24 protein-coding genes are annotated in these 24720 nt (G+C 43.2%); 16 read left to right on the top strand and 8 right to left on the bottom strand.

The features are described from left to right. Window positions 1-358 precede the first annotated feature (358 nt). Window positions 359-1123: a polysaccharide deacetylase family sporulation protein PdaB gene (pdaB, locus tag LQ247_RS21165; RefSeq protein WP_020449906.1), complete on the top strand. Its 765-nt coding sequence runs from the start codon at window positions 359-361 to the stop codon at window positions 1121-1123. An 8-nt stretch (window positions 1124-1131) separates the two neighbouring features. Here the strand turns inward: pdaB and LQ247_RS21160 are convergent, their stop codons facing one another. After that, window positions 1132-1731: a KinB-signaling pathway activation protein gene (locus tag LQ247_RS21160; protein ID WP_020449905.1), complete on the bottom strand. Its 600-nt coding sequence runs from the start codon at window positions 1729-1731 to the stop codon at window positions 1132-1134. Between the two features lie 113 nt (window positions 1732-1844). On the opposite strand from LQ247_RS21160, the gene gerD reads away from it, so the two are divergent. Then, entirely contained in the window at window positions 1845-2426 is a 582-nt protein-coding gene (gene gerD, locus LQ247_RS21155) for a spore germination lipoprotein GerD (protein WP_020449904.1), read from the top strand. A 53-nt stretch (window positions 2427-2479) separates the two neighbouring features. Here the strand turns inward: gerD and LQ247_RS21150 are convergent, their stop codons facing one another. The 7 genes from LQ247_RS21150 to LQ247_RS21125 form a co-directional block, all read right to left on the bottom strand. Continuing rightward, a complete protein-coding gene (locus LQ247_RS21150) occupies window positions 2480-3541 on the bottom strand; it encodes an Mrp/NBP35 family ATP-binding protein (protein WP_020449903.1) in 1062 nt (353 codons plus the stop codon). 85 nt (window positions 3542-3626) lie between these two features. Further along, on the bottom strand, window positions 3627-4340 hold the full coding sequence (gene cwlD / locus LQ247_RS21145; RefSeq protein WP_020449902.1) for an N-acetylmuramoyl-L-alanine amidase CwlD: 714 nt from the start codon (window positions 4338-4340) through the stop codon (window positions 3627-3629). Window positions 4341-4424: 84 nt separating this feature from the next. Beyond that, window positions 4425-4868 (bottom strand): YbaK family protein, encoded by a 444-nt coding sequence (locus LQ247_RS21140; protein ID WP_020449901.1) that lies wholly within the window; start codon window positions 4866-4868, stop codon window positions 4425-4427. Between the two features lie 281 nt (window positions 4869-5149). After that, complete coding sequence (locus LQ247_RS21135) at window positions 5150-5875, bottom strand: LytR/AlgR family response regulator transcription factor (RefSeq protein ID WP_006640359.1); 726 nt, start codon at window positions 5873-5875, stop codon at window positions 5150-5152. Further along, entirely contained in the window at window positions 5872-6003 is a 132-nt protein-coding gene (locus LQ247_RS22380) for a cyclic lactone autoinducer peptide (RefSeq protein WP_006640358.1), read from the bottom strand. Before LQ247_RS22380 ends, LQ247_RS21135 begins: the two co-directional genes overlap by 4 nt. A gap of 15 nt (window positions 6004-6018) precedes the next feature. Next, window positions 6019-6633 carry an accessory gene regulator ArgB-like protein gene (locus LQ247_RS21130; protein WP_020449900.1) on the bottom strand — a complete coding sequence of 205 codons (615 nt, stop codon included), beginning with the start codon at window positions 6631-6633 and terminating at the stop codon, window positions 6019-6021. Then, complete coding sequence (locus LQ247_RS21125) at window positions 6626-7915, bottom strand: sensor histidine kinase (protein ID WP_035337480.1); 1290 nt, start codon at window positions 7913-7915, stop codon at window positions 6626-6628. Before LQ247_RS21125 ends, LQ247_RS21130 begins: the two co-directional genes overlap by 8 nt. 226 nt (window positions 7916-8141) lie before the next feature. On the opposite strand from LQ247_RS21125, the gene LQ247_RS21120 reads away from it, so the two are divergent. The 14 genes from LQ247_RS21120 (at window position 8142) to LQ247_RS21055 (ending at window position 24377) form a co-directional block, all read left to right on the top strand. After that, window positions 8142-8348, top strand: coding sequence for a plantaricin C family lantibiotic (locus LQ247_RS21120; RefSeq protein WP_020449898.1), 207 nt, complete (start codon window positions 8142-8144; stop codon window positions 8346-8348). A 105-nt stretch (window positions 8349-8453) separates the two neighbouring features. Beyond that, on the top strand, window positions 8454-11771 hold the full coding sequence (lanM, locus tag LQ247_RS21115; protein ID WP_223254889.1) for a type 2 lanthipeptide synthetase LanM: 3318 nt from the start codon (window positions 8454-8456) through the stop codon (window positions 11769-11771). 5 nt (window positions 11772-11776) lie between these two features. Next, window positions 11777-11992, top strand: a complete 216-nt coding sequence (locus LQ247_RS21110; protein ID WP_020449896.1) for a class II lanthipeptide, LchA2/BrtA2 family — start codon at window positions 11777-11779, stop codon at window positions 11990-11992. 183 nt (window positions 11993-12175) lie between these two features. Continuing rightward, complete coding sequence (locus LQ247_RS21105) at window positions 12176-15268, top strand: type 2 lanthipeptide synthetase LanM family protein (RefSeq protein ID WP_231006569.1); 3093 nt, start codon at window positions 12176-12178, stop codon at window positions 15266-15268. Next, window positions 15262-17412 carry a peptidase domain-containing ABC transporter gene (locus LQ247_RS21100; protein ID WP_020449894.1) on the top strand — a complete coding sequence of 717 codons (2151 nt, stop codon included), beginning with the start codon at window positions 15262-15264 and terminating at the stop codon, window positions 17410-17412. The genes LQ247_RS21105 and LQ247_RS21100 overlap by 7 nt, the downstream gene beginning before the upstream one ends. A gap of 118 nt (window positions 17413-17530) precedes the next feature. Beyond that, on the top strand, window positions 17531-17833 hold the full coding sequence (locus tag LQ247_RS21095; protein ID WP_020449893.1) for a hypothetical protein: 303 nt from the start codon (window positions 17531-17533) through the stop codon (window positions 17831-17833). 52 nt (window positions 17834-17885) lie between these two features. After that, window positions 17886-18806 carry an ABC transporter ATP-binding protein gene (locus tag LQ247_RS21090; RefSeq protein WP_020449892.1) on the top strand — a complete coding sequence of 307 codons (921 nt, stop codon included), beginning with the start codon at window positions 17886-17888 and terminating at the stop codon, window positions 18804-18806. Continuing rightward, entirely contained in the window at window positions 18803-19510 is a 708-nt protein-coding gene (locus tag LQ247_RS21085; RefSeq protein ID WP_020449891.1) for an ABC transporter permease, read from the top strand. The genes LQ247_RS21090 and LQ247_RS21085 overlap by 4 nt, the downstream gene beginning before the upstream one ends. 1 nt (window position 19511) lies before the next feature. Further along, a complete protein-coding gene (locus LQ247_RS21080; RefSeq protein ID WP_020449890.1) occupies window positions 19512-20252 on the top strand; it encodes an ABC transporter permease in 741 nt (246 codons plus the stop codon). Window positions 20253-20275: 23 nt separating this feature from the next. Further along, a complete protein-coding gene (locus tag LQ247_RS21075) occupies window positions 20276-20509 on the top strand; it encodes a helix-turn-helix transcriptional regulator (RefSeq protein ID WP_020449889.1) in 234 nt (77 codons plus the stop codon). 24 nt (window positions 20510-20533) lie between these two features. Further along, window positions 20534-21439, top strand: coding sequence for an ABC transporter ATP-binding protein (locus LQ247_RS21070; protein ID WP_020449888.1), 906 nt, complete (start codon window positions 20534-20536; stop codon window positions 21437-21439). Then, window positions 21436-22134: a hypothetical protein gene (locus LQ247_RS21065; RefSeq protein ID WP_020449887.1), complete on the top strand. Its 699-nt coding sequence runs from the start codon at window positions 21436-21438 to the stop codon at window positions 22132-22134. Before LQ247_RS21070 ends, LQ247_RS21065 begins: the two co-directional genes overlap by 4 nt. Window position 22135: 1 nt before the next feature. Then, entirely contained in the window at window positions 22136-22894 is a 759-nt protein-coding gene (locus LQ247_RS21060) for an ABC transporter permease (RefSeq protein ID WP_020449886.1), read from the top strand. A 79-nt stretch (window positions 22895-22973) separates the two neighbouring features. After that, window positions 22974-24377, top strand: a complete 1404-nt coding sequence (locus LQ247_RS21055) for a S8 family peptidase (protein ID WP_231006568.1) — start codon at window positions 22974-22976, stop codon at window positions 24375-24377. The last annotated feature ends 343 nt before the right edge of the window (window positions 24378-24720 follow it).

Here is a 24720-nt window from a genome sequence, read left to right as displayed (position 1 = left end):
CAGGATCAAACTCTCCATGAAGTTTGATAATGACTACGCACATTCGCATGTGCGATTTATTTAATGAATTAACAGGTACGTTTGTCTTGTTTAGTTTTCAAAGATCATTTCCGCTTCGTTCAGCGGCTTTAATAATATAACATCAAGCCCACATATTTGTCAATAACTTTTTTCAAAATTATTTGTTGGAGCTTTTTCATGTCAGCTGTTTATCAGCGACGAATAATAATATAACATGTTAATTCAAATCTGGTCAACCCTCTTTTTAATTTTTTTCTTAAGATGAATTATTGTTATGTTCTATTTTAAACAAGCATAGGATGAATACAAAGCAGCATGGACAAGGAGGAGTTTCTCTGTGAACCATTTTTATGTGTGGCATATGAAACGGATTAAGCAGTTAATCATTATTATGATAGCCGCTTTTGCGACAGCAAGCTTTTTTTATGTACAAAACCTGCTCCCTCTTCCTGTGTTTTCTACAGAAAGCGGAGCAAAAGCGGTATATAGAGGAGACTCAGATACAAACGAAGTCGCTCTTACCTTTAATATCAGCTGGGGAGATCAAAAGGCCATGCCTATTTTAGATACATTAAAAGCAAACGGTATTAAAGATGCGACCTTTTTTCTTTCAGCTTCATGGGCGGAGCGCCATCCGGATGTCGTGGAAAGAATCCGTAAAGACGGTCATCAGATCGGGAGCATGGGCTATGCTTATAAAAACTATTCGCAAATGAAGAAAAGCGAAATCAAAAAAGACTTAACAAAAGCACAAAACTCTTTTCAAAAACTCGGTCTTGAGGACCTCACGCTTTTAAGGCCGCCGACCGGCCAGTTTAATAAAGACGTACTCGATGTCGCTAAACAGTACGGCTATACCGTCGTTCACTACAGTATTAATTCGGATGACTGGACGAACCCGGGGGTTCAAAAGATCGTACAAAACGTAAATGAAACGGTGAGCGCTGGTGATATCGTGCTCTTTCACGCTTCAGATTCGGCCAAACAAACAAAAGAAGCCCTGCCTGAGATCGTGCACCACCTCAGAAGCAAGGGACTCAAAAATGTAACCGTCAGCGATTTAATCGCAAATACGGATGCAAAATCATCAGAAGTAAAATAGCAACCGGTCTAAGCGCGGGCCTGAAATTTTGGGAGCATTAAAAGTTGAAAAGCGTTGCAGGCTAATAAAGGAAGCAGCATTAAATAGAGCCAGTCCTCTTCATTGACCCTTAACGCCGGGAACCACTCCATCACAGTAAAAACAAACATTAGAAATAATGCGGAAACGAACGTTTTTTTAGAGGACTGTTTTTGCTTTGCATAAGCGGCCGCAATGCTTACCGCCAAAATAAAGAGCGGCAGCCAAATATACGGAATGATGGAGCCTCCCTCTTTTTCAAAAAACAGAAAACGCAAGTAAACCAAATCAAACGCGACAAATACAATCAAAAACAGCTGAATCGAATTCCACAAAGAATGAGATCTGAAGATTTCCAGTGCAAAACGGTGAATCGTTAAGAAAATCACAAACCCCATTTGAGCAATCACGCTAAAGATCATGCCAACCCCGATAAACCAAAATAGAACAGAAAGAATCTCCAATACCTCGAAGGAAAGAAACAGCTCCTTATATCTTCCCCACTCAATGGCAAAACCGACAATACTTGTAGTCAAAGCTCCGACACCCAACACGGAAAAGAAAAATCGGACGAGATTACGGCTTTTCATTGTAGACTTCCCAACCCCTAAGTAAACGCTGTAGCAGCGATATTTTGTTATGTATAAATTTATAAAAGACATTCATATTAAAGGTAAGACGAGTTTTCGAAAGGAGCTTAAGCATGTTCAAGACCACAATGCTATCGATAAGCTGTTTTCTGTTTCTATCTGTAACAGCTTGTGCTCCCACGGACCAAGCAGCTGAGATGGACTATGATCAAACCAAAAAGATGGTTGTCGATATATTAAAGACAGATGACGGAAAAAAAGCGATTCAAGAAATATTAAATGATGACAAATTAAATGAAACACTTGTGATGGATGAAAAAACCGTCAAAGAAACCGTTGAAAAAACAATGACCTCCAAAAAAGGAGCTGAATTTTGGAAAAAAGTCTTCGAAGATCCAAAATTCGCAGAAGGCTTTGCCAAAACACTTCAAAATGAACATGAAAAAGTGCTGAAAAAACTGATGAAAGATCCTGAGTACCAAAAAATGCTGATGCAGGTCATGCAGGATCCTGAAATGACCAAAAAATACGGTGAACTTGTCAGAAGCCAGGAATTCCGAACCCACCTGCAGGAAGTCATATCTGACACTCTGTCAAGCCCGCTCTACAGAAAGCAGTTTGAAGAGGAACTGAAAAAAGCTGCTTCTGAAAGCATGAAAGAAGAAATGAAAGGCGGCGAAGAAAAACAAAGCTAAGCCGCTTTTCATTCACTAAAAGCTTCTTCCGCGGAGGAAGCTTTTTCTGATCTTTAAGCTTTTACGCCAATGCTTTCGTCGATTTTTTTGGCGATATCCAAATAAATGGCACCGGTCGGATGACTTTCATCATAAACGGACGGCGCAAATTCGCTGTCATCCCAATCGGGCTGCTTCAGCGGAATTTTGCCCAGAATCGGAACACCGAGTTCTTCTGCGAGCTTCTCGCCTCCGCCTTTGCCGAATACGTATTCTTTTTCGCCTGTTTTGACGCTTTCGTAATAAGCCATATTTTCAACGATTCCCAAGATTTCATGATCGGTCTTCAAAGCCATCGCGCCCGCTCTTGCAGCGACAAACGCGGCAGTAGGGTGCGGCGTCGACACGATCACCTCTTTGCAGCTTGGAAGCATTGAGTGAACATCAAGCGCTACATCGCCTGTTCCCGGCGGCAGGTCTAAGATAATATAATCGACATCTCCCCATTCAACCTCATGGAAAAAGTTATTCAGCATTTTTCCAAGCATAGGGCCTCTCCAAATGACAGGGGCATTGTCTTCAACAAAAAATCCCATCGAAATTACTTTGACTCCGAATCTTTCAACCGGCACGACCTTTTCTCCTTCAATCGTCGGCCGTACAGTGATTCCCATCATATCCGGAACGCTGAATCCGTAAATATCGGCGTCGATTAATCCGACTTTCTTTCCGATTCGAGCCAAAGACACAGCCAAATTGACGGACACCGTCGACTTGCCGACGCCGCCTTTACCGCTTGCCACCGCTAAAAACACAGGCTGTTTTTCACTATTCAGCAGAGATTGATCCTGCCCTTGGGCAGACTCTTGATTATTCATCACGACTTCTTCAGGCAGCTCCTCAAAACGCAGGCCGACCGTCTCTGCACCGGCTTCTTTTAACCGTATGACGATTTCCTGCTGAAGCTGCATTTGTTCGGCAGATCCCGTTTTTGCGAGCGCCACCTTTACGCTGACGTGCCGTTTTTCGGGTTTTATTTTAATTTCCTTGACGGCATCCAGCTCTCTGAGCGGCTTGTGAAGAAATGGCTCGTCCAAATCGCCGACTATTTTTTTTACATCGTCTTCTCGCAACATTGATCTCACCCTTTGTTGTATTCGTTTACAAAATAAGTATAGCATATCTTTCCTTATAGTGTCTTTGACACAAAAAGAAACCCTCTTATTCAGGAGGGTCTCTGTCTTCTGTAAAGTAGCGCAATACACCTTTATATACGGATGCCGCGATTTTGTCCTGATATTTGGGCTTGGCCAGCTGTTTTGCTTCTTTCGGATTTGACAAAAACCCGATCTCGACGAGGGCCCCCGGCTTTTTCACATTTTGCATCAAATAAATGCCGTGTATCCGCTTTGCCTTCCGCGTCGTGTTTTCAAGATTATGTCTTAATTCATCCTGAATAAACTTGGCGGCCCGTTCGTTTTCTTCATATTGCCCGTAAAAGAAGCTTTGCGCACCGCTCCATCGGGCGGAAGGAATCGCATTCAAATGGATGCTGAGGTAAAGGTCGGCTTCAGAATTGTTGATCACGTCGACCCTTTTCCGCAAGTCTTCCGCTTTCCTTCTGCTGAGCCCCTTCGTTTCTTCAGGAGCGAGATCATGATCGTCCTCCCGCGTCAGCAACACCAAGGCGCCCTGTTCCTGGAGATAGTCCCTGATTCTAAGGGATACTTCAAGTGCCACGTCTTTTTCAAGGAGTTCACCGCTTGATGCTCCTCCATCCGCGCCCCCGTGTCCAGGATCAATATAAATGATCTTGCCGCTCAACGGAAGATTCCATGACCGCCAAGAATCATCATTGTGAAATTGATATTGAAATAAACATAATAAAACGACAAAGCCGAGTAAAAACCCGAGCCATTTTATTTTTTTCTTCATCCCTTTCCCTCCCGCTCGTCCTTACTACAACATATGGGACAAGGAAAGGAAATATGATTCAGCTTGGCCGCACTTTTACATAAATTATCTGAGCCGAAGCTTAAAGCGTCTTTCCCGCTCGCTGAAGCCTTCCTTCCACCAGCTTTGGATGAAGTATTCGCAAGCATAATAGAGTGGTTCATGAGCCGCTTGAATATTAAAAGCCTCAGACCAGCTCACCGCATATTCATAAAGCTCGTGCAGAAGCTGTTTTTCTTCTTTTTCTGAGCGGACCATCGCTCGTTGAACGGGCTCTCCGTGATAGCCGAACTTTCCGTACTCGGCTCCCAGCAAATAGGCCTCAATGGCAAAATCGATGCAGCCGTCATACAAAATATCCGTGTGCTTAGAAAAAAAATGAAAAAGAGGAGCAAAGCATTCCTCCGCAGAATTCAGCATTTTTTCCAAAGACAGTTCGCGCAGAAGCTTTTTTTCCAAATTGATCTGCTTCTTTTGTTTTTCATTGTTAAAAGATACGACCGTCCCCATAGAACCGCCTCCTTTTTACCTTGTATTGTGCAGTCAGGAGCCGGAAATCATGCTTTTCTAAGGAAGGGAAACGGAGGAAGAAGCCGAAAATATTAGGAGAGGTTAGTTTCAGCTCATTTATGCGCGCCATCCATAAAGTGTTCTGCAAAGGAAAATCAGTTTTTAGTCTTTTCTTATTTTCAATACTTGTTTAATCATCTGTCCAGCAGCATAAATAAAGGCGCAATGATCGATTGGCTAAATCGATTCATCGTGCCTTGTATCAAGTAAAAGTTTTACTTTTATATCACCGCGGTGAGAAGTTCTTTGAGCTCACGGTATTTGTTACGGCTCACATTGATAATCTTTTTGCAGTTTTTAATTTTTAGATTATACGACTTCATGTAGGTGTCTTGGATGATTTCCTCAATCTTATCCAACGGAACGAGGAAAGACTGATGGGTTCTAAAAAAGTTGCTCCCTTTAAGCATTTCCTCAAGGGTCATCAAACATTGACTTGACTTAATGATCTTTCCATTTTCAAGATTTATGCAGGATTTTCTCCCCACCTTTTCAATATACAAAATGCTGTCTACATCTACGAGATGAATTTTGCCGCTAGAACTGATGCCTATCTTTTTATTGTTTCTTTTTGAAAAAGCCTTATGATTTCGAAGAAGCTCTACAGCTGATTTGAGTCTTAAAATGTTAATCGGTTTGACTAAAAAATCAATAGGATAAAACTTATATCCATCCAGAGCGTATTCTGTGTAGGAACTCATGAACATGATGCTGATACTGGGATAATACTCTTTCAGATATTCAGCTAAATCGAAACCGCTTGACTGCTTCAGATTGATATCGATAATGACCAGATCGACTTCATTCACAGACTCCAGGTGGGAAATCAACTCGCTTATTTCTCTTGTGATTAATTCAAATCTAGCATGACTGATGCTGTCCGAAACCTCTTTGAAAAAATCAAGAATATCTTGATCATCATCAATCACGCATATTCTTACCGTCAATGATCGTCACTCTTTAAATCCTCAGGCAATTCCGGTTCATAAGCAAACCAGAAACAGCTGCTTAGTGAAGTAATTGAATTGAAAAACAAAGCGGATACACCAATCAAATAAGTAATAAATTTCACCATTTCCCTAGTCCCCTTTTATTTTTTATTAAACCTCTTATCAAAAGATAAGATGATTTTATGCCATGAGTCAGTCAAGGTAATGCTTTGCATGATCATTGCGATCCAAATGCCGTATTGAAGCTGGCTGTCAACCAAAAGGCTGACCAGCATGAGACCCAGAAAAACGCAAATCGACCTATATTTAATCTCTGTTCTCTGTTGAGGACTGAATACCTGCATCTTTTTATGCAGTTTCGGTGATTTTTTTAAGAAAATGAAAAATGACAAGACAATCAGGCCAATCAGCATCCATTTCATCCCCCGGGAGAAGTGAAAAGCAAATTCTATGGATATGTACGTGATCACCATAATTTGAAACGTGCTGAAAAATAAACAATAATAATAACCTTTAAAGTGGCTTCCCCCTGAAAACATTCTCAAAAATCCGCCCGCCGACAAGATGACCATGGCTTGTATCACGCAGTCAAAATAACAAGCTATAATAAATACCAGCAGTATTTGATTGATGGCGGCAAGCATCCACTCAAGCCCGTATCGTATGCTATCTTGCCTACTACGAAAATCAGGGTTGTAATAAATGATCTGTTCCGAAATTTTTTTTGACAAGTAATTGGGTGTGAACTTAACCATCGCCTAACTCCTTCGGAATCCTGACTTTGAAGACGATCATCCTATCGATTATCTCCGGAAAGATGAATCCTTGATGCTTCTCAACGACTGATTTAACGATATGGAGGCCATATCCCCTTCCCTTCTTGCCTTTCGTAGAAAATCCTTCTTCAAAAATCCGATCTACCACCTCAGCGAACCGCTCTACGTCTCCAAAGTTGCCTACATCTATTCTGTAGTAACCTTCTCCGGAATCAATCTGGACATATACTGTCCGTTCTGGAATATCACCGAGTTCTTTTACGGCTTCCACTGCATTCATGATCAGGTTTCCAAATATTTTATTTGTTTCAAAAAGCTTGCATGGAAAATCCCTCAGACTATCGCTGATTTTATAGTGAATACGAATATCTTCCTTTAAGGCTTTATCCTTATACGAAAGGAGCAGGGCGCTGAGCGCAATGGAATGGATAGGAAGTATGTCGCTGATTAAAGCGGAGTCCTTCATCACGTCACTTAGATAATGTTTCGTTTCTTCATAATGCCCTTTATTAAGCATTTGTTGAATTGCGATAAGATGATGCCCCTGATCATGGTTATGTTTTTTTATGAAGTGAATGTATTTGCCAACCTCCTCATATTGTTCCTCTAAAGAATTCTCAGCGTTACGGAGGTTTTTGTAGAAAATGCGCCTCATAATAATCAAGGTGAAAAAAGTTAATGAAACAAGGGCAATGCTCCAAAAAAGATTAATAAAGCCCTCTACTTTTTGGTTCTTATAGATGATGAAATAGTATAGAAGCAGCAAAGAAAATGACAGTATCAAAATCATGTACAATTTTATGTCCAAGTCTTTCACCTGTTTCTTCGGTGAAATTAAAACCACTCTCTTTTTTCGAATTAGGAAAAGCATGAATAAAAGGATACAAAAATGGGGCAATGCCGTACCAAGGCTTCCCTCTTTTACATTGAGAACTGGCTCGGCAACTCTTAACATTGCGAAGCCAATCACTTCGGATACGAGTAAACAAACAGCACCCAATAAAACGCCGATTATCGATAACAGAATTCTGAGGTTCAAAAAAAGCGAAACCGGTAAACTGATCGCCAAAACCATAATGGAAAGGTACAGCAGAGGAGGAAAAGAACTTTTCACCAGATACAATACAATGCTTCCGTAAAGGCTGATTAAGAGCAGGCTGAAAAATTTGTTTTTATAGCTGACATTCAATAACGAAATACCAATCGTTATAATCAAGAATGTTTCAAGCATACCTCCAATTAATTGGGTTGGCAGATCCATTACTAATACTCCTAAAATATACATATTAGGTATTTCATCTCAATTATACAAAGAAGGAAAGTTTATGTATAGATATTTTCGAATATTTAACTTATTGGACACAATAATTTTGAAATAGGGCATTTTGCACAAGAAATAATCCAAAATAGCCCAAAAATAATCCAACAATTCTAATTATTGTTATAATAATGCTGAGCTCCCAAAATTAATTAAGAGGTGAAGGAAAATGTCAAAGATCGAAGCATGGAAAAATCCTGTTGCACGTATGAACAGCCAAATTGTAAGTCCTGCCGGTGACTTAATGGACGAGTTGTCAGACAGTGAAATGGAAATGCTTGCAGGCGGCTGCGAGTGGTATAACATCAGCTGTCAATTAGGTAACAAAGGTCAATGGTGCACTCTTACAAAAGAATGTCAACGGAGCTGCAAATGAAACCCAGCCGATATTAACGACTGTCTACAAAAATAATGTTAATAAAGAGATGTAGGAAAACTTCAAATTTGGAAGCATGGAAAAATCCTATTACACAACTGCCAAGTGACCAACCCTGCGGGTGATTTAATGGACAAGCTGTCAGACAGTGAAATGGAAATGCTTGCAGGCGGCTGTGCTTGGTGCAACATCAGCTGTCAATTAGGTAATAAAGGTTCCTGGTGTACTCTTCAGTACAAGATATTAGTTGAATCTGGCCGGCATTTTGCCGGCCGTGTGCATCTCATTCAGAAAAAGGTTAGGAGTGAAACAATGGACAGCATGTTGAAGGGAACGGATTCAGAGCGGTTAGAGCAGATCAAATTTTGGAGCCGTTTCTTCTACAATAATGAAGAGTATATGAAAAGAAGCCTAAATGAAATATCTGGAATAAACATTGATCATATATTAGCCTTAAAGTTTGGCGGCAAAAAGAGTGCTGTAGAAAATGTTCATCCCTGGTTTGATGATTGGGATTTAATCCTTAAGGGAGCGCTTGATCCTCTGCCGGCACGCCAGACGGAACAAAATAAAAAGTTCGGTACATTCATCGATCATTTCCTGAAACTAGCTTTCTCCAAACTTAAAACTTTATACATACATAACCATTCATTCGATTTTTCAGAAAACGAGTTATATTCAGACTTGCTTGAACAAATGAATGACGACATCTATTCTATCTGCCACAAGACCCTCGTGCTTGAGCTGAATGTATACCGAGAGCAGGGACTCCTGAAAGGCAGCACCCCCGAAGAGCGGTATGACTATTTCGAACATGAAATTTTGACAGATAAAAAGTTCCTATCCTCATTCGGAAGCGAGTATCAGAGCCTCATCTCCCTTTTGATCCACAAAGTCAATAGCTCAGTTAGCTTTATTAGGGATATTGTTGAGCATCTAGAAAATGACTGGCCCGTGCTGATTAAAACCTTCCCGAAAATAGGAAGATTAAGGAAGATTCACCTTGGTAAAGGGGACACACACGACAATGGAAAAAGTGTTTCAATTTTGGAATTCGAAGGCGGCCAATCGCTCGTCTATAAACCAAGACCCTTGGACGCAGACCAACAATATCAGAAGTTGCTATCTTGGCTAAATGCTCAGGAGAACAATATTCCGAATTTCTACAAAATGAAGGTGGTCAATGCAGATGATCATGGTTGGACGGAATTTATTCAATATAAAGCCTGCCAATCAGCCGAAGAAGTCAAAGATTTTTATAAACGTATGGGCGCTCAACTTGCTGTACTGTATGTGTTGAACGCAACTGATTTTCACTATGGAAATATCATTGCAATGGGTGGTCACCCGGTGTTCGTCGATATGGAATCATTGTTTCATCAGAATATTTACGATGACAGTTACAGCAAAGAAGCTCTTGGACAAGCCGATAAAATGCTCTCGAAATCGATTATGGCTTCCGGCATGCTACCTAATTTGCTTTATCAGCGGAAGGACCGGAATAAATCAGGTGTTGATTTAAGTGGATTGGGAGGGAAAGGAAATCAGCGCCTCCCGTTTGAAGTGGCCCAAATTGTCGATAAGGGTACTGACCAGGCATATTTGAAAAAGGGGATAGCCTTTTTGGAAGCCGGCCTCAATCTGCCAAGCTATAATGGGAAGTTCGTGAATCTTCACGATTATCTATCTGAAATTGTCGAGGGCTTTACGGCCGTCTACCGATTTATGGCTGCAAACAAAGTAGAGCTTACCAGCCAGTTGCAAGGATTCAAGCAAGTCAGAGTCAGGACGATTTTAAGACCAACAGCGGTCTATGGAGAATTCCTGCGTAGTCTAGTCCATCCTGATTTGCTTCGAGATCCAGTTGATCAGGAAGTTTTTTTACACAGGCTGTGGCTAAAGTGCCTCCAGGTTCCAAAAATGGAGAGTATTATCATTGATGAAATGGAAGATTTACGCCGCCATGATGTCCCTTTATTCACAACCAGACCGGGCGAGCGGCATTTATGGAGCTCAAACGGAAGAGTCATCAGAGACTTCTTTCTTTCCCCTGCGTTTGACCTTGTCTTGGAAAAGATACGAAGTCTTGACGAAAAGGACTTATACGGGCAACTACAGGTTTTGCATATGGTCATGCTCGCCTCAAGTGCAGATCATTATGCGGATGTTGAGAAAATTGATCCATTCTGGAATAAGACAGCTCCGGCTAAAGAAGATTTCCTAGAACAGGCAGTCGATATAGGAAATTACTTACTGAAGACAAAAATACAAGGGGTGAACAGGAACAAAAAGGATCTTACCTGGATCAGTACCGTGCTGGAAGGAAACAATGAAGTGATATGGAAAATTTCTCCCGTAGGACTCGATCTTTATAACGGCAACAGCGGAATAGCCCTCTTTCTAGCTTACCTCTCGTATTTTACAGGTGAACAACGATTTAAAGAGGCGGCGGAACAAGCAATTGTTCCGATTCTAAATGATATGAAAAAATTCAGCGAAAATCCAACTTGGAGCCTCGGGGCATACAGCGGTGTAGGCGGAAACCTGTTTACAACCATCCTACTTGCAGAACTCTGGAATGATTCATCTCTTCACCAACAGGTGGAAAAAGCCTTGCCAGGATATATCGCGATGATCAACGAGGATACAATCTTTGATTATATAGGTGGTGCTACGGGAGCACTTGACATCCTGCTGTGTATTTTCCATCGAACAGGAAGCATCCAAGCGGTTAAGGGAGCTATTTCATGCGGAAAACATCTAATGAAACACGGTCGTGTAATGAAAAGCGGCGGAATGGGCTGGCCTTCTGTCTTGGACGGCTCAGTTCTGACAGGCTATTCGCATGGTACGGGAGGTACCGCTGCTGCTCTTTCCTCTCTCAATTACTGGACTGAAAACAAAGCAATCCTTCCGTATATATCGAAAGCCTTGGAATATGAGCGGACATTTTATGATGAAAAGGAGAAAAACTGGCGAACGCCAGGAAGGGATACATCCTCATACGCCTGGTGTCATGGAGCTCCGGGAATACTATTGTCAAGGCTCCGCCTGAAGGAAAATGGCTGGACGGATCCTTTGCTCGACAGGGAAATTGAAGTTGCGCTTGAAACGACTTTGCACAAAGGATTTGGTAATAACCGCTCTTACTGCCACGGTGACTTTGGACAATTAGAAATTCTCCTCTATGCCAAACAAGTACTTCAGGATCGTGAACTGGACGTTTATATCGAATCTGTCAGATCGCAATTGTTGGAGATCGTTAAACAGAAAATGTGGAATTATGGTATATCAAGGGGAACGGAAGCTAAAGGGTTAATGACCGGGCTGGCTGGCATCGGAATGGGGTTATTGAAGCAATATGACAGTGAGGCGGTACCGAACATATTGAATCTTGAAAACAAACTACTTGAAAGGAGGTGAAACGAATGTCACATCGTGAAATGGCTGCAATTTACCGTGATGCCAACAAACGTGCCAATCTTGAGTTTTCTAACCCTGTCGGCGAGGTCAACGAAGAAGAATTAAAGAACCTTGCAGGTGCTGCGGATGTTACACCGCACACTACTCCTTCTTCATTGCCATGTGGAACATTGGTTACAGCTGTTTGGTGTCCGTCTAACGCATGTACATCTGATTGCTAATTTGGCCAATGCTAGTATGAGAGGGATTTAGAATGGGAGCTCAGATCCTTCTTCTTACATAACGTTTGGCCGGAAAATGAAAAACAAGGGGCGGTTGGTCATGTTTTATCGAGGCCAACCGTTTCGTTATCTATTATATCCAACTTTTCTTAAATGTATGCATAAAAGAAAGGGGAGATTAACATGACTGTTGCAAAAATGAAGCATATGTTCAGCCGTTCTGCTTATCTGAATGAACGAAAAATTACCGGCACAAAAACGCCAGCTGTTAATATAAAAGAGTTCAATAAGTGGAAAAGGGCTATACCCGAAGGAATGCTCGAGAAGCGGCTCAAAATGGACCGCTTGACTATAGAACAGCTGATGCAGTACATAGAAGAGAAGGATAATCCAGTTGTGGAGAAAGAATTGCCGTGGACTACGGTATTTGAAAAAGTGATGCATACATATAAATCAACTCCATTGGATTACACCAGCTTTCAAGCATTGGTTGATCCTTTCATCCAGTATGCGAAAAAGCGGCTTGCTGATGCACTCAGGCATATTAACACCAGCCTGGTAAACCTTGAAACCATAATCAAGTCGATTGCTAATACACTTTATGAACGGCTTCATTCAATGCTGATGAAATGTGTGATTCTCGAAGTCAACATCGCTAGAAAGGTCGGGATGCTCGAAGGAGAAACGGGTGAAGAACGATTTGAGCACTTTATGCGCCAACTCAATGAGGATCATGAACTCAGGATGGAATTCTTCGGAAACTATCCAGTCCTTTCGCGGTTGATGACTGAGAGCATGCAAAATACTCTGGACGTCACCGTGGAACTAATCCAACGTTTTGTGAAAGATCACGAGAGCATCAAATATCAATTTGGGAACCGTCTCCATCGATTAGAGAGACTGAAAATGGGCCTCGGTGATACACATCAAAACGGCAGAACTGTTGCTCTACTGGAATTTGAAACCGGCAACAAGCTAGTTTATAAACCACGACAGATTTTGATCGATAAAATTTTCGAAGCCTTGCTGTCTTGGCTGAACGGGAAAGGTTTGCAGTATCCTCTCCAATCAGCCAAAAGTTTGGATTGCCGAACCTACGGCTGGCAGGAGTTTGTCCCGTACGAAAAGTGCACACATGAAGATGAGGTGAGTCGCTTTTATTATAGGCAAGGAGCTTATACTGCGCTGTTCTACATCTTGGGCTCCTCCGATTTTCATGCAGAAAATATTATCGCGCACGGGGAATACCCAGTTCCGATAGATTTAGAGACGCTTTTCAGCCGAAATCTGGAAATGATGAAACAGCTCAGAGTCCAGAGCCGACTGGCACTTGAGCTAAACGATTCGGTCTACTCAACTTTGATGCTTCCACTCCCTTCTTTTGAGCATTCAATTATTGACTTTGACTTGAGCGCCCTAGGCGCAGGTCAAAACCAGGTATCAAAAAAAATAAAGAGCCTCCATCTTGAAGGCGAGGGAACCGATGAAATTAAGATGACCCGTGTTCCCGCAAAGTCGGGTGAGTACAAAAACAAACCGATGTTTAAAGGGAAAACAATGTCCGCCTTCGATTATTCGGCTGAATTGGAAACAGGTTTTTCAGACATGTACAAACTGTTTCTTCGCCATAAGGAAGAATTCATGAGTGTTGATGGCCCTTTGCAGCCTTATGGTAAAGCCCATGTCCGCCAGGTATTCAGGCCAACACACGTGTACATGGAATTCCTCCATAACAGCCTGCATCCCGATTATGTACAGAACGGGCTTGACCGAGTGCAAATGTTCGATATTCTGTGGCAAGTGACCAACCAAAGCTCAAAATTCGAGGAGCTAGTCAAGCATGAAACAAAGGATCTGCTAAGACATGACGTTCCGTATTTCTATTTTACACTAAACAGCCGTGATCTCTATAACAGCAATGGACACCTTATCTCCTCTTTCTTTTCTGAAACAGGGTTTGAATCTATGTTCAAAAGGATCAACAAACTTAGCAAAAGCGACTTAGAAAAACAAACACAATATTTAAGGTGGTCTCTCGCATCCATGCTGGGCGACGTATGGAAATTTCATCAGACCGTCCCAACCCTACCTAAAAGAAAAGGGAACCTTTCTCCTTCCTCTATCATTAAGGAAGCATTGGAGCTAGGCAGACAATTAAAAGACAGGGCTATTATCGAGGATAACCTTGAAGTGAACTGGCTTGGATTAAATTTAAATAAGGAAACAGGCGTTAACGTGTCGGTCAAGAGCTCTGATCTATATGATGGATTACTTGGCTATGCTCTCTTTTTGGCTTATTTAGCGAGGGAAACAAACAATTGTCAATACGAAAAACTAAGCCGTGGTGCGATCAAAACAGTTATTCGAAAAGCCGGCGACAAACCGCTCAACCCTTCCGTTTCGGCTTTCAGTGGAGAAGGCGCATTTTTGTATGGACTGGTTCACCTTGGACTACTATGGAATGACCGCGAACTGATCCGGCGGGCAAAGGAAAGGTTGCCTTCTTTACATGATATCATCCGTGATGAAAAAAACCCTGATTTCTCAGGAGGTCTGGCCGGTTTTATCGTGATGTCGCTTAATATCTATCAAGAAACGGGAGACAAAGACTATTTGGATATGGCTCAATTTGCAGGAGATAGACTCATGCAGCTGCTGACTGAAATCGATGAGGGGACCGGCCTTGCTCATGGAGCATCGGGATACGCCTGGGCACTCGGCTCACTTGGAAAAGTAACTGGGAAGAAAATCTATAAAGATAAAACTGAAAAATTACTTTTATATGAAAATACATTTTACGATCCAGCCACAGGCAATTGGGACTCGGCTGCAGCTTCCGAAAATCAGAAACGAAAAAGAGTTTACTGGTGTCACGGAGCGCCGGGCATTGCCCTATCCCGACTGATGCTGAAAAACACATCAAATTTAGAACTTATCGCAAAGGACCTCGACATATCTTTGAAAACGGTCATATGCGAAGGGGTAATAGAAAGCCACTGTCTTTGCCACGGAACTATGGGAAACGCGGACATCCTCCTAACAGCCTCCCAAGAGCTGAATGACGTAAAACTGGAAAAGAAAGCAAGGGATTTAGTTGATATTGTTCTTTCCCAGAAAAAGACGTACGGTTGGAGGTTTGGCTTAGATCCTAGAGCGGAGATGGATGGCTTCATGCTTGGCCGGACGGGGATTGGGTATAGCCTGTTGAGGTTCAAAAACCCCGAAATACCATCAGTTCTGGCTTTGGAGCTGCCAAAGGGAGGAGCCGTATGTTAAAGAAGAAAAAATTATTTCCAACTCGCAGGCGTGTTCCTTTCATTGAACAGATGCAGCAGACCGAATGCGCACTTTGTTGCATCGCAATGATTTCGTCCTATTACAAAAATGACTTATCCATGTACGAGGTTCGGGAGCGAATGGGAAACGGCCGTGATGGAACGACTTTGTTCCATCTTAAAAAGTTGGCGGAGCAGCTGAATTTCGACACGAAATCGTATAAAGCTGATAGCCGGCAACTGGGGACTCTCATACTGCCAGCAATCCTGTACTGGGAAAACAATCATTTCGTTATTCTCGAGAAGGTTGCACAACAAGCTTATACAATCGTTGATCCAGGTTCTGGAAGGAGGAAGCTGAAAGAGAAAGAATTCACGGAGAAATATTCGGGATACGTACTTACTTTATATCCCAACAAAAATTTTGAACGCCGGAGCAGAAAAAACGTCTGGGCATCCTTCTCTTATTTAGTGACGAATAGGCCAAAGATTTTCATTAGTATCCTGTTTCTCACATTCTTGCTACAGATGTTCACAGTAGCGATGCCAATCTTTATCCAATTTGTCATTGACAAGATTATTGTCCCCGACTATCGGGATCTACTGAATATATTCTTAGCCGGAATTGGTGGGCTGATCCTATTCAATACCCTATTTACGTTTTTACGGGGGAGAATTCTGATCACTCTTCATAATGCGCTTGATTATGAGATCCAAACTAGATTTTTCAGTCACCTTCTCAGGCTGCCGTACCAGTTCTTCCTTCTGCGTTCCTTCGGAGATTTGCTTTTTAGGGCGAACAGCATGAAGGTGATCCGCGACCAGCTGGCCAACCAGGTAGTAAAAGGTCTGCTGGATTCCGCTGTTTTGCTGGTCATCCTATTGTATATGTTCTTGCAATCGCCTCTAATGGTTTTTATAGTCGCTTTGATAGCATCTACCAATGTAATACTAATCGCCGTGAGCCAAAGATACCTCGCAGAGACGAATCAGATGGAGATTAAAGAGCATTCCGAAGTGCAAGGAGCGCAGACAGAAATGCTCTATGGAATATTTGGAGTAAAGACGTCCGGTGTGGAAAGCAAGATTTACAATAGATGGCTTCAGAGATTCAGGAATCTTCTTAGCGCTTATAGGAAGAAAGAAATTGTACTGAACCGCGTAAACACCGCAAGCAATACAATGCAGCTTATGGCTCCCCTGATCCTCTTATGGGTTGGAGCACACCAAGTGTTTGCAGGAAGTATCACGCTTGGGGTATTGGTAGCATTTCATGCCATTTCAAACCAATTTTTCATGTTGAGCGGCAATATCGTTCAAACGATCAATTCTTTTATCTTGACAACATCCTACCTAAAACGAGTTGAAGATGTCCTCGATGCACCTGGAGAAATGGAGGGAGACAAGATGAAAAAAACACTTGAAGGCAATATTCTGTTAAAGAATGTCACTTTCTCCTACTCTAAATACAGCGAAAATGTGATTCATAATGTTACACTCGATATCAAGAAAGGACAAAAAGTTGCTCTTATTGGACAGTCAGGATCAGGAAAAACGACACTCGCCAACATGATAATCGGGCTATTCGCACCGTCTTCGGGAGACATCTATTACGACGGCGTTAGCATGAAAGAGCTTGATCTGGGCCACCTGCGTCGGCAAATTGGTACCGTACCTCAAAATGTCATGCTGTTTAATAGAAGCATTTATGATAATATAATTCTCCATAATCCAGAGGCGTCTCCCGAAGAAGTAATCGAAGCCGCAAAGGCTGCCCAAATCCATGAAGAAATTATGAAGATGCCAATGCAGTATCATACAATGGTATCTGAGATGGGCATGAATATTTCTGGCGGGCAAAGGCAGCGAATCGCCCTCGCAAAGGCGCTTCTTGGAAAACCGTCGATTCTCGTCCTTGATGAGGCAACCAGCTCACTTGATCATTTAAATGAATCAAAGATTGACGAGTATCTCTCTGATATTAACTGCACAAGAATTGTGATTGCCCATAGACTTACGACAGTAATGAATTGTGACATGATTGTCGTTGTCGACAACGGAAGAATCATCGAATCGGGCACACACCATGAGTTGCTGAAAAAGTCCAGTTTCTACAGTGAATTCTATAAAGAAATGATTTCATAACACGCTCTTGGATCGTCAAGAAGCGTGTCTTTTTCTAAAATTCGTAAAGTACACTTTACAATAAGTGAAGTTTACTTTACAATTTAATTGAAATAACTAATTATGGAGGATGATTACCATGAATATCGAACAGATTGCGGTATACGGAAATAGTATTGGAGGAGTGGTGATCCTCGCCTGCCTGGCAATTATCTGGATAGTATCGAGGCGTATGGGCAGGGATGAACGGTCAGAAGCAATTTTCCTAAGAGTCTACTCATCTATGTTTTATGTGCTTGCAGCGCTTATCGCACTGAGTATTTTCTTCGGATTCGGCCATGACATCAGTGGACTAATGTATCAAAAAATAACGTCATTAATGTTTGCACTAAGCGTAATTTTCGGTACTATCTATCTGTTCATTTTGAAAAGAAAGTACTGATTCCACATTTGACGAATAAAACAAGGAAAAATGCGATCAAGGGGATGAAAAAATGGATGAACATCAATATATTCTGGAAACGAGACAATTAACCAAAACATACCGTAAAACAGATGTTGTGAAAAACGTGAATTTGTGCATTCAAGAGGGAGAAATTTATGGCTTCCTCGGTCCAAACGGTGCAGGAAAAACGACGACGATTCGCATGCTGCTCGGACTCATCAACCCGACAAAAGGCGAAACGAGAATCTTCGGGAAGGACTTGAAAAGCAATCGGCTTGACATTCTGCGAAACGTCGGTTCACTTGTGGAATCGCCGTCATATTATCCTCATCTCACAGGCGAGGAGAATCTGGAGGCAATCCGGAAGATACTGAATGTTCCGAAGTCTAATATTGACGATGTGCTTGAGATGGTCAGATTGACGAAAATGGCGGACAAGAAAGCGGGAGAATATTCGCTCGGCATGAAGCAGCGCTTAGGCATAGCTGCAGCGCTGCTCGGATATCCGAAACTCGTCATTCTCGATGAACCAACAAACGGATTGGATCCGGCGGGAATCCTTGAAATACGCGAGCTCATCCTCAGACTGCCGTCCGATTACGGCATTACCGTCATGATCTCCTCGCATTTGCTTTCTGAAATTGAACAAGTAGCCACCCAGGTAGGAATCATCGCCAACGGAGAAATGCTCTTTCAAGACGCGATCGGAGAGCTCCGTTCGAAGGCCGATACAAAGATTGTATTTTCGACAAGTGACACGGACGGGGCGTTAGACATTTTCTCGCGTGAGGGCGTAGAGGCGGTTAAAACACAGCGCGGCCTGATGATTGAGGACAGGACTGATATGGAAATTTCCCGGCTCGCCAGAAAACTCTTTGAAAATGAGATTGACATCTTCCGAATTTACGACGAATCGAAATCACTTGAAGATATCTTCCTCGACATGACTAAAGGGGGAGAAACACTGTGATCTCTGAATTGTTGAAATCTGAAATTCTGAAGATCAGAAAACTGACATGGGTAATCGTCATTTTCGGCCCACTCGGAGTCGTCGCGATGCAAGGGGCCAATTATGCGCTCCGCTTTGATTACCTCATGTCGCGGAACCCGGATAAATGGCTGTTCCTGCTTGAAAACATCCATGCCTACTGGCCGCCTTCCCTCCTTCTCGGAACAACGATGATCAACTCGCTGCTCGCGGGAATGGAACATCATGCAAATATGTGGAAGAAACTCTTTTCCCTCCCCGTTAAACAATGGAAAGTGTACCAGTCCAAGATTATCATCATTATCACCATGATGCTGATCTCGACAGCTATACTTCCTGCGGGCACATATGTGCTCGGCAGACTGCTTGGATTTTCGGAGACATTTCCGCTCGGGGATGCGTTGATGATGAGCTTTTATACATTATTTGCAGCACTACCTTTCGTTTTTTTACAGTTTTGGCTCTCGGTGAAATATTCCAATCAAGGAATCGCTTTGACAATCGGCATCGCAAGTGCAGTGTTTATCATGTATGCTCACGGACTGCCTGAGTGGATGCCATGGAAATGGCCATTGTTAATAGATGGTATAGGGCAAAGCACCCTCTCAGTCATAAAGGGATTGGCCGTGGGACTGCTCATCTATTTATTTGCCTTGTTATCCCTATCACGAAAGGATGTCGCATAGTATGTTCTATCAACTATTGAACTCCGAGTGGCTGAAACTAAAAAATTCAAAAATCTGGTTTATCGTGCTCGCCAGTCCAGCCCTTTCCGCTGTCATCGGTTTTTTCCCGCTCTTCAGCATTGGCTCGAGCAAATGGCTTGCACTGAGCACACAAATGATCCTTACGCACAGTGCGCTGTTTTTGCCATTGTTGACAGGTGTACTTGCCGCTCTACTGTGCAGTAACGAGCATGCCCACGGCGGATGGAAGCAGCTGTTGACCCTGCCGGTGAGCAGGGTTCAAGTGTACGCTGCCAAATATGTCATCATCATGATCTTGCTGCTATTCACGCAGCTGTTTTTCCTGATCGGCATCTGGTTTGTGGGAAGCGTTCAAGGATTCGGCTCTCCGTTCCCCTGGTACAGCCTGGTCATGAGCTGCCTTATGGGATGGCTGTCGTGCCTTCCGCTTGCCGCCCTTCAGTTTTGGCTTGCGACCTATTTTAAAAGCTTTGCCGGTCCAAGCACCGTCAATGTAATGCTGACATTGCCGGCTATCCTCATTGCCAACTCGGAGCTGTTGGGACCTCTTTATCCTTGGTCTCATCCAATGCTCAGCATGACACAGGCTTTTTCAGCTGCAATGGGCGGAGATGCTGGCTTTTTGGCGAATGAATCAGCTTTTTATCCGACGCTGATTGTCAGCTTCGTTGCATTCATCGGCGGCGGTGCTTTATATTTTCACAAAAAGGAATGGACATAGAAATTGATCAATGGGGGACAGGTATGAATGCAGAAAACAAACAGAAAAAAAAACTGACGAACCGGCTTCCGGAATGGCGGGCGCGCACCAAGATGACCCAGCAGCAATTAGCGGAACGGGCGGGTGTGAGCAGGCAAACAATCATCTCAATTGAAAAAATGAAATACACCCCTTCCCTCACGCTCGCATTTGAAATTGCACATGCGTTCGGCTGTTCGATCGATGATGTATTTGAATACAATAAAGAAGATGTGTAACGAAATAGAAAGGAGCGACGATTCTTGATCATCGAAACGAAAGGCGTGACGAAAACATACAACCGCATCGATGTCGTGAAAGATGCCGGTTTGCTGGTTCCGGAAGGAGAAGTATACGGATTCCTCGGACCTAATGGCTCAGGAAAAACAACGATGATGCGGATGTTGATGGGCTTGATCCGCCCCGATTCCGGTGAGATTCTTATGTTTGGAAATAGAATGCCTGATAACCGGATTTCAATTCTAGCCAAGACGGGCGCCCTGATTGAAAAGCCCTCCTACTATGAACATCTGGACGGACGCGATAATTTACGTATACTGGCCACCCTGCGCGGAATCTCAGACAACAGGGCTATCGACTGGGCGCTTGAAAGAGTCGGTCTGCACCGCGTCGGATCTAAAAAAGTAAAGTCATATTCACTCGGCATGAAGCAGCGGCTAGGCATTGCCAGCGCGATTCTTCACAACCCCAGGCTCCTGCTGCTCGATGAGCCGACAAACGGATTGGATCCTGAGGGAATCCATGAAATACGGGAGCTAATCCGCGAACTGCCGAAAAAAGAAGGTGCCACCGTTCTTGTATCGAGCCATCTTCTTGGAGAGGTCGAGCAAATGGCAAATCGGATAGGTGTCATTTACCATGGAAACCTTCTGTTTCAAGGAGAAATGGCGACATTGCTCTCCGATCAAAAATCTGGTTACATCATCCGCTCGACTGAAAGCGGAAAAATCATCGATATTCTGCACGAACATGGCTTAGAGACCCGCGTTGACCGGGCTGAGCAAGTGCAAGTTTCTGGAGCAGTAAAAGACAAAATAGAAGGCATTTTGATTGAAAATGAAATAACCGATTTTCATATAAACGAATCTCCAGGGACGCTGGAAGAAGCCTATCTACAGCTAATCCGTTCCTCCGAGGTGTCTGTATGAAAAGCGTTTTTGCAGCCGAGTGGCGGAAACAAAGGCCCGCAGCCCTCCTGCTGCCATTATGTTCCGGACCGCTCCTGATTTTTGCGGCCTGTTGGACAATGATGCTCTATTTGACAAAAAACGGGCGAACCGCGGAACAGGCCTTCCGCGTCCTTTATGAGCTTTGCACCTTGACTTGGAGCTATCTCATCATCTTTGTGGTGATGATGTTCACCTTGTTAGTGAGCGGGGTTGAGCACAAATCGGGAATGTGGCCCGTTCTCCTTTCCACTCCGCATGCAAAGTGGAAGCATTTTTTTGTAAAAGTTATTCTAGCCACCTTACTTGTCCAGCTATTCGGTTTGATCCTGTGGCTGCTGATGGGCGGACTAGGCTTCATATTCGGAGGGACATTCCCTGAACCATTGCTCTACACGGCATTTCTGTTTGCACTTCCTTTTGTTGTCTTTCAGACGTCTGCGACAGTCGTGGTTGAAAATCCGTATATTTCCGTCAGCATCGGGATGGCGGTTTTCCTCTTTCATGCTGTGCTGCCTTATTGGTGGCTCCCATGGGGTCCGCTTGCTGAACTGTTGCGGGCCGGAACACAGGCAAACAGCTTATTACCAGTTCTCATGCTGGTGTCGACACTGGGGTACGGTATGTTATCTTTACTGATTTTTTACCAAAAAACCTTTTCTTCCGGAGGTGAGTGAAATGGCAAGCTTTCAGCAGGCGTTTTCGGCAGAATGGATCAAAATTAGAAAAATGAAAATCTGGCTGATGATCATTATCCTAGTTGTCCTGCCTGTCATCTACGGATGGATTATTCATACAAAAATCATGATTGGAAAGTACGTTTACAATGAGGCGAATTCTTGGCAGATTCTTATGATGATGACCCAGATGTTTTATGGTACGGTCTTCTTTCCGATTATCATCTCCCTGATTACGGGCACAATGTCCAAATATGAAAAACAAGCAAACAATTGGGAGCATTTGCTGATGATTCCTGCAAAGGGAACAGTGTTCTTTTTAAGCAAGATGGCTTGGACCGTAATCATCATTCTGTCCGCACAATTGCTGATGTTCGGTTTGCAGATTGTCCTTGGCTATGCTTCTGGATATACGGACCAAATCCCAATAGGCACTTACTTATCGGCCGTAATCCTTGGAACGGCCGGGGCAACCAGTCTCGGAACGCTCCTGTTCTATTTTTATCTACGAATGAAATCCGCTCGGACGGCCCTGATGATCAGCATATTCTTAAGTTTTCCCTCCTTCTTAGCCTTTTCGAACAATACGGACTCGTTGATACCAGTCCTTTATCCATGGGCACTGCCGCTCTATGGGATGACAAATGTATATGCCGGCACCGACAGGCTGGCAGTATTTTTTATCGTCTGCGTCGCGATGACCGCGCTCTTCTCGCTGCTCAGCATTAAAAAGTTGAATAACAGAACCTTTTATTCATGATAGCCTGATACTAAAAGCCAATAAAAACTACTAACTTCTCGGCGAATTCAACATGTATGGTAGGCTGGGAGGAAAAATCATGAGCATAAAACGAATTCACATATTATTATTGTGCCTGCTCGTCGTGATCATCTTTGCCCTGCCCGGGCAGGCTTCCGCTAATGACAGTCAACTTGATAGATATACGATTTACCTAGAGAGCCCAGCCCATCACGATGATTGGGTGAAGACACTTAATGAACGAAACATAAAACTTGTATACTCAGTCGAAGAAATCGGGCTTTATCAGATAGAAGGCAGACAAAAAGAGGTTCAAGAATTGGCGGCTGAAATAAACTATATAAACAGCCATAACCAATCTGTAGCCATGCAGCCTGCCTCACTGCATAACACTGCTCCGGCGGAGGCGACGATATTTGGGGGCACCCCTACTCTATGGGACGACTTCCAATGGGATATGAGAAAAGCGACTAATAATGGACAGACTTATCAAATCACCGAAGGAAGCAAAAACACAATCGTGGGTATCATTGATTCCGGAATTGACATGAACCATCCAGATTTGAAAGAAAACATCCTCTCCGTCCGAAACTTTGTGCCTAAAGGGGGACTGAGAGGACAGGAACCATATGAAAAGGGTGACATAAACGACAGCACAGATTACCTGGGACACGGAACATTTGTAGCCGGTCAAATTGCGGCAAATGGATTGATGAAAGGGATCGCTCCAGAAACAGGAATCAGATCTTACAGAGTATTCGGCGGGAAAAGCGCTGACACAGTCTGGATTATTGATGCGATCATCCAAGCGGCGATCGATGATGTCGATATTATCAACGTCAGCTTCGGTACATTTCTTGTAAAACAAAATCGGAAGAACAAACAAATGCCTGATACGAATGATCTGGCTGAAATTAAAGCTTTTAAAAAAGCAGTCTCATTTGCCCATAAAAAGGGCAGTGCCGTTGTAGCCTCAATTGGAAATGAAGGCCTTGACTTGAAAGACAAAAATGCCGTATTTGAATATTGGCGAAGTACCAAACAGGAGGACTTATCGGCAGACGGCAAAGTCATTTTGATTCCGGCCCAATTGCCGAATGTCGTCACCGTTTCCTCAATAGGTCCAAGCGGAATGAGATCCGTCTTTTCCAATTATGGAAAAAATGTCGTCGACATTGCAGCCGATGGAGGCGATCTCCGTCTTTTAAATGAAGTGGGCGAGGATCGATATTACGGAGAAGGACTGTTCAGGCAGGAATACATTCTCGGTGCAGCTCCCGGAGTAACCTATACATTCTCAATAGGCACTTCGATCGCGGCCCCAAAAGTATCCGGCGCTCTGGCCCTTCTGATTGATCAGAAACAATTGCATGACAAACCAGACAAGGCTGTTAAAATCCTGTTAAAAAATGCTGATCGGAACGCTGACAAAATAGACACCGGTGCGGGAGTATTAAATGTCTATCGAGCATTGACTGATTGAGTGTGCGAAACTAAAAAGTTTCCCCCTTCCCTTTGAAAAAGCAAAAGAACTCATTGGTTCTTTTGCTTTTTTTATAGCTGGACCATTATTTTAAGCCCGTTTTCACACATCATCCGGGGGGCTATACCCTCTCGCTGCCCTCCCTCTCCTCAACAGCCTCAATAAACGTTTACAGCTCCGCTAAGAGGTCAAAGGACCAAGGCACAATCAAAACATTTTCAGAAGGCTGAGAACCGTCTTTTAAAGGCTTTTCTATGTCTGCTTATCTTATACAATCGTCGTGGCCTCCAATCAAATGATTTGAGAGCATGTAACATGCTATATTTACGTTTTTAAAACTGAG

Origin of the sequence: Bacillus sp. BS3(2021) (genome assembly GCF_021043345.1) — a bacterium.
Taxonomy (GTDB): Bacteria; Bacillota; Bacilli; order Bacillales; family Bacillaceae; genus Bacillus; species Bacillus paralicheniformis.
This window is presented reverse-complemented; position numbering and strand designations above follow the sequence as displayed.

Coding starts and splice junctions, on each gene's coding strand:
- LQ247_RS21160 (WP_020449905.1), bottom strand. CDS start 1,731: ATGAAAAGCCGTAATCTCGTCCGATTTTTCTTTTCCGTGTTGGGTGTC.
- gerD (WP_020449904.1), top strand. CDS start 1,845: ATGTTCAAGACCACAATGCTATCGATAAGCTGTTTTCTGTTTCTATCT.
- LQ247_RS21150 (WP_020449903.1), bottom strand. CDS start 3,541: ATGTTGCGAGAAGACGATGTAAAAAAAATAGTCGGCGATTTGGACGAG.
- cwlD (WP_020449902.1), bottom strand. CDS start 4,340: ATGAAGAAAAAAATAAAATGGCTCGGGTTTTTACTCGGCTTTGTCGTT.
- LQ247_RS21140 (WP_020449901.1), bottom strand. CDS start 4,868: ATGGGGACGGTCGTATCTTTTAACAATGAAAAACAAAAGAAGCAGATC.
- LQ247_RS22380 (WP_006640358.1), bottom strand. CDS start 6,003: ATGGTGAAATTTATTACTTATTTGATTGGTGTATCCGCTTTGTTTTTC.
- LQ247_RS21130 (WP_020449900.1), bottom strand. CDS start 6,633: ATGGTTAAGTTCACACCCAATTACTTGTCAAAAAAAATTTCGGAACAG.
- LQ247_RS21125 (WP_035337480.1), bottom strand. CDS start 7,915: ATGGATCTGCCAACCCAATTAATTGGAGGTATGCTTGAAACATTCTTG.
- LQ247_RS21120 (WP_020449898.1), top strand. CDS start 8,142: ATGTCAAAGATCGAAGCATGGAAAAATCCTGTTGCACGTATGAACAGC.
- LQ247_RS21110 (WP_020449896.1), top strand. CDS start 11,777: ATGTCACATCGTGAAATGGCTGCAATTTACCGTGATGCCAACAAACGT.
- LQ247_RS21105 (WP_231006569.1), top strand. CDS start 12,176: ATGACTGTTGCAAAAATGAAGCATATGTTCAGCCGTTCTGCTTATCTG.
- LQ247_RS21100 (WP_020449894.1), top strand. CDS start 15,262: ATGTTAAAGAAGAAAAAATTATTTCCAACTCGCAGGCGTGTTCCTTTC.
- LQ247_RS21095 (WP_020449893.1), top strand. CDS start 17,531: ATGAATATCGAACAGATTGCGGTATACGGAAATAGTATTGGAGGAGTG.
- LQ247_RS21090 (WP_020449892.1), top strand. CDS start 17,886: ATGGATGAACATCAATATATTCTGGAAACGAGACAATTAACCAAAACA.
- LQ247_RS21080 (WP_020449890.1), top strand. CDS start 19,512: ATGTTCTATCAACTATTGAACTCCGAGTGGCTGAAACTAAAAAATTCA.
- LQ247_RS21075 (WP_020449889.1), top strand. CDS start 20,276: ATGAATGCAGAAAACAAACAGAAAAAAAAACTGACGAACCGGCTTCCG.
- LQ247_RS21065 (WP_020449887.1), top strand. CDS start 21,436: ATGAAAAGCGTTTTTGCAGCCGAGTGGCGGAAACAAAGGCCCGCAGCC.
- LQ247_RS21060 (WP_020449886.1), top strand. CDS start 22,136: ATGGCAAGCTTTCAGCAGGCGTTTTCGGCAGAATGGATCAAAATTAGA.
- LQ247_RS21055 (WP_231006568.1), top strand. CDS start 22,974: ATGAGCATAAAACGAATTCACATATTATTATTGTGCCTGCTCGTCGTG.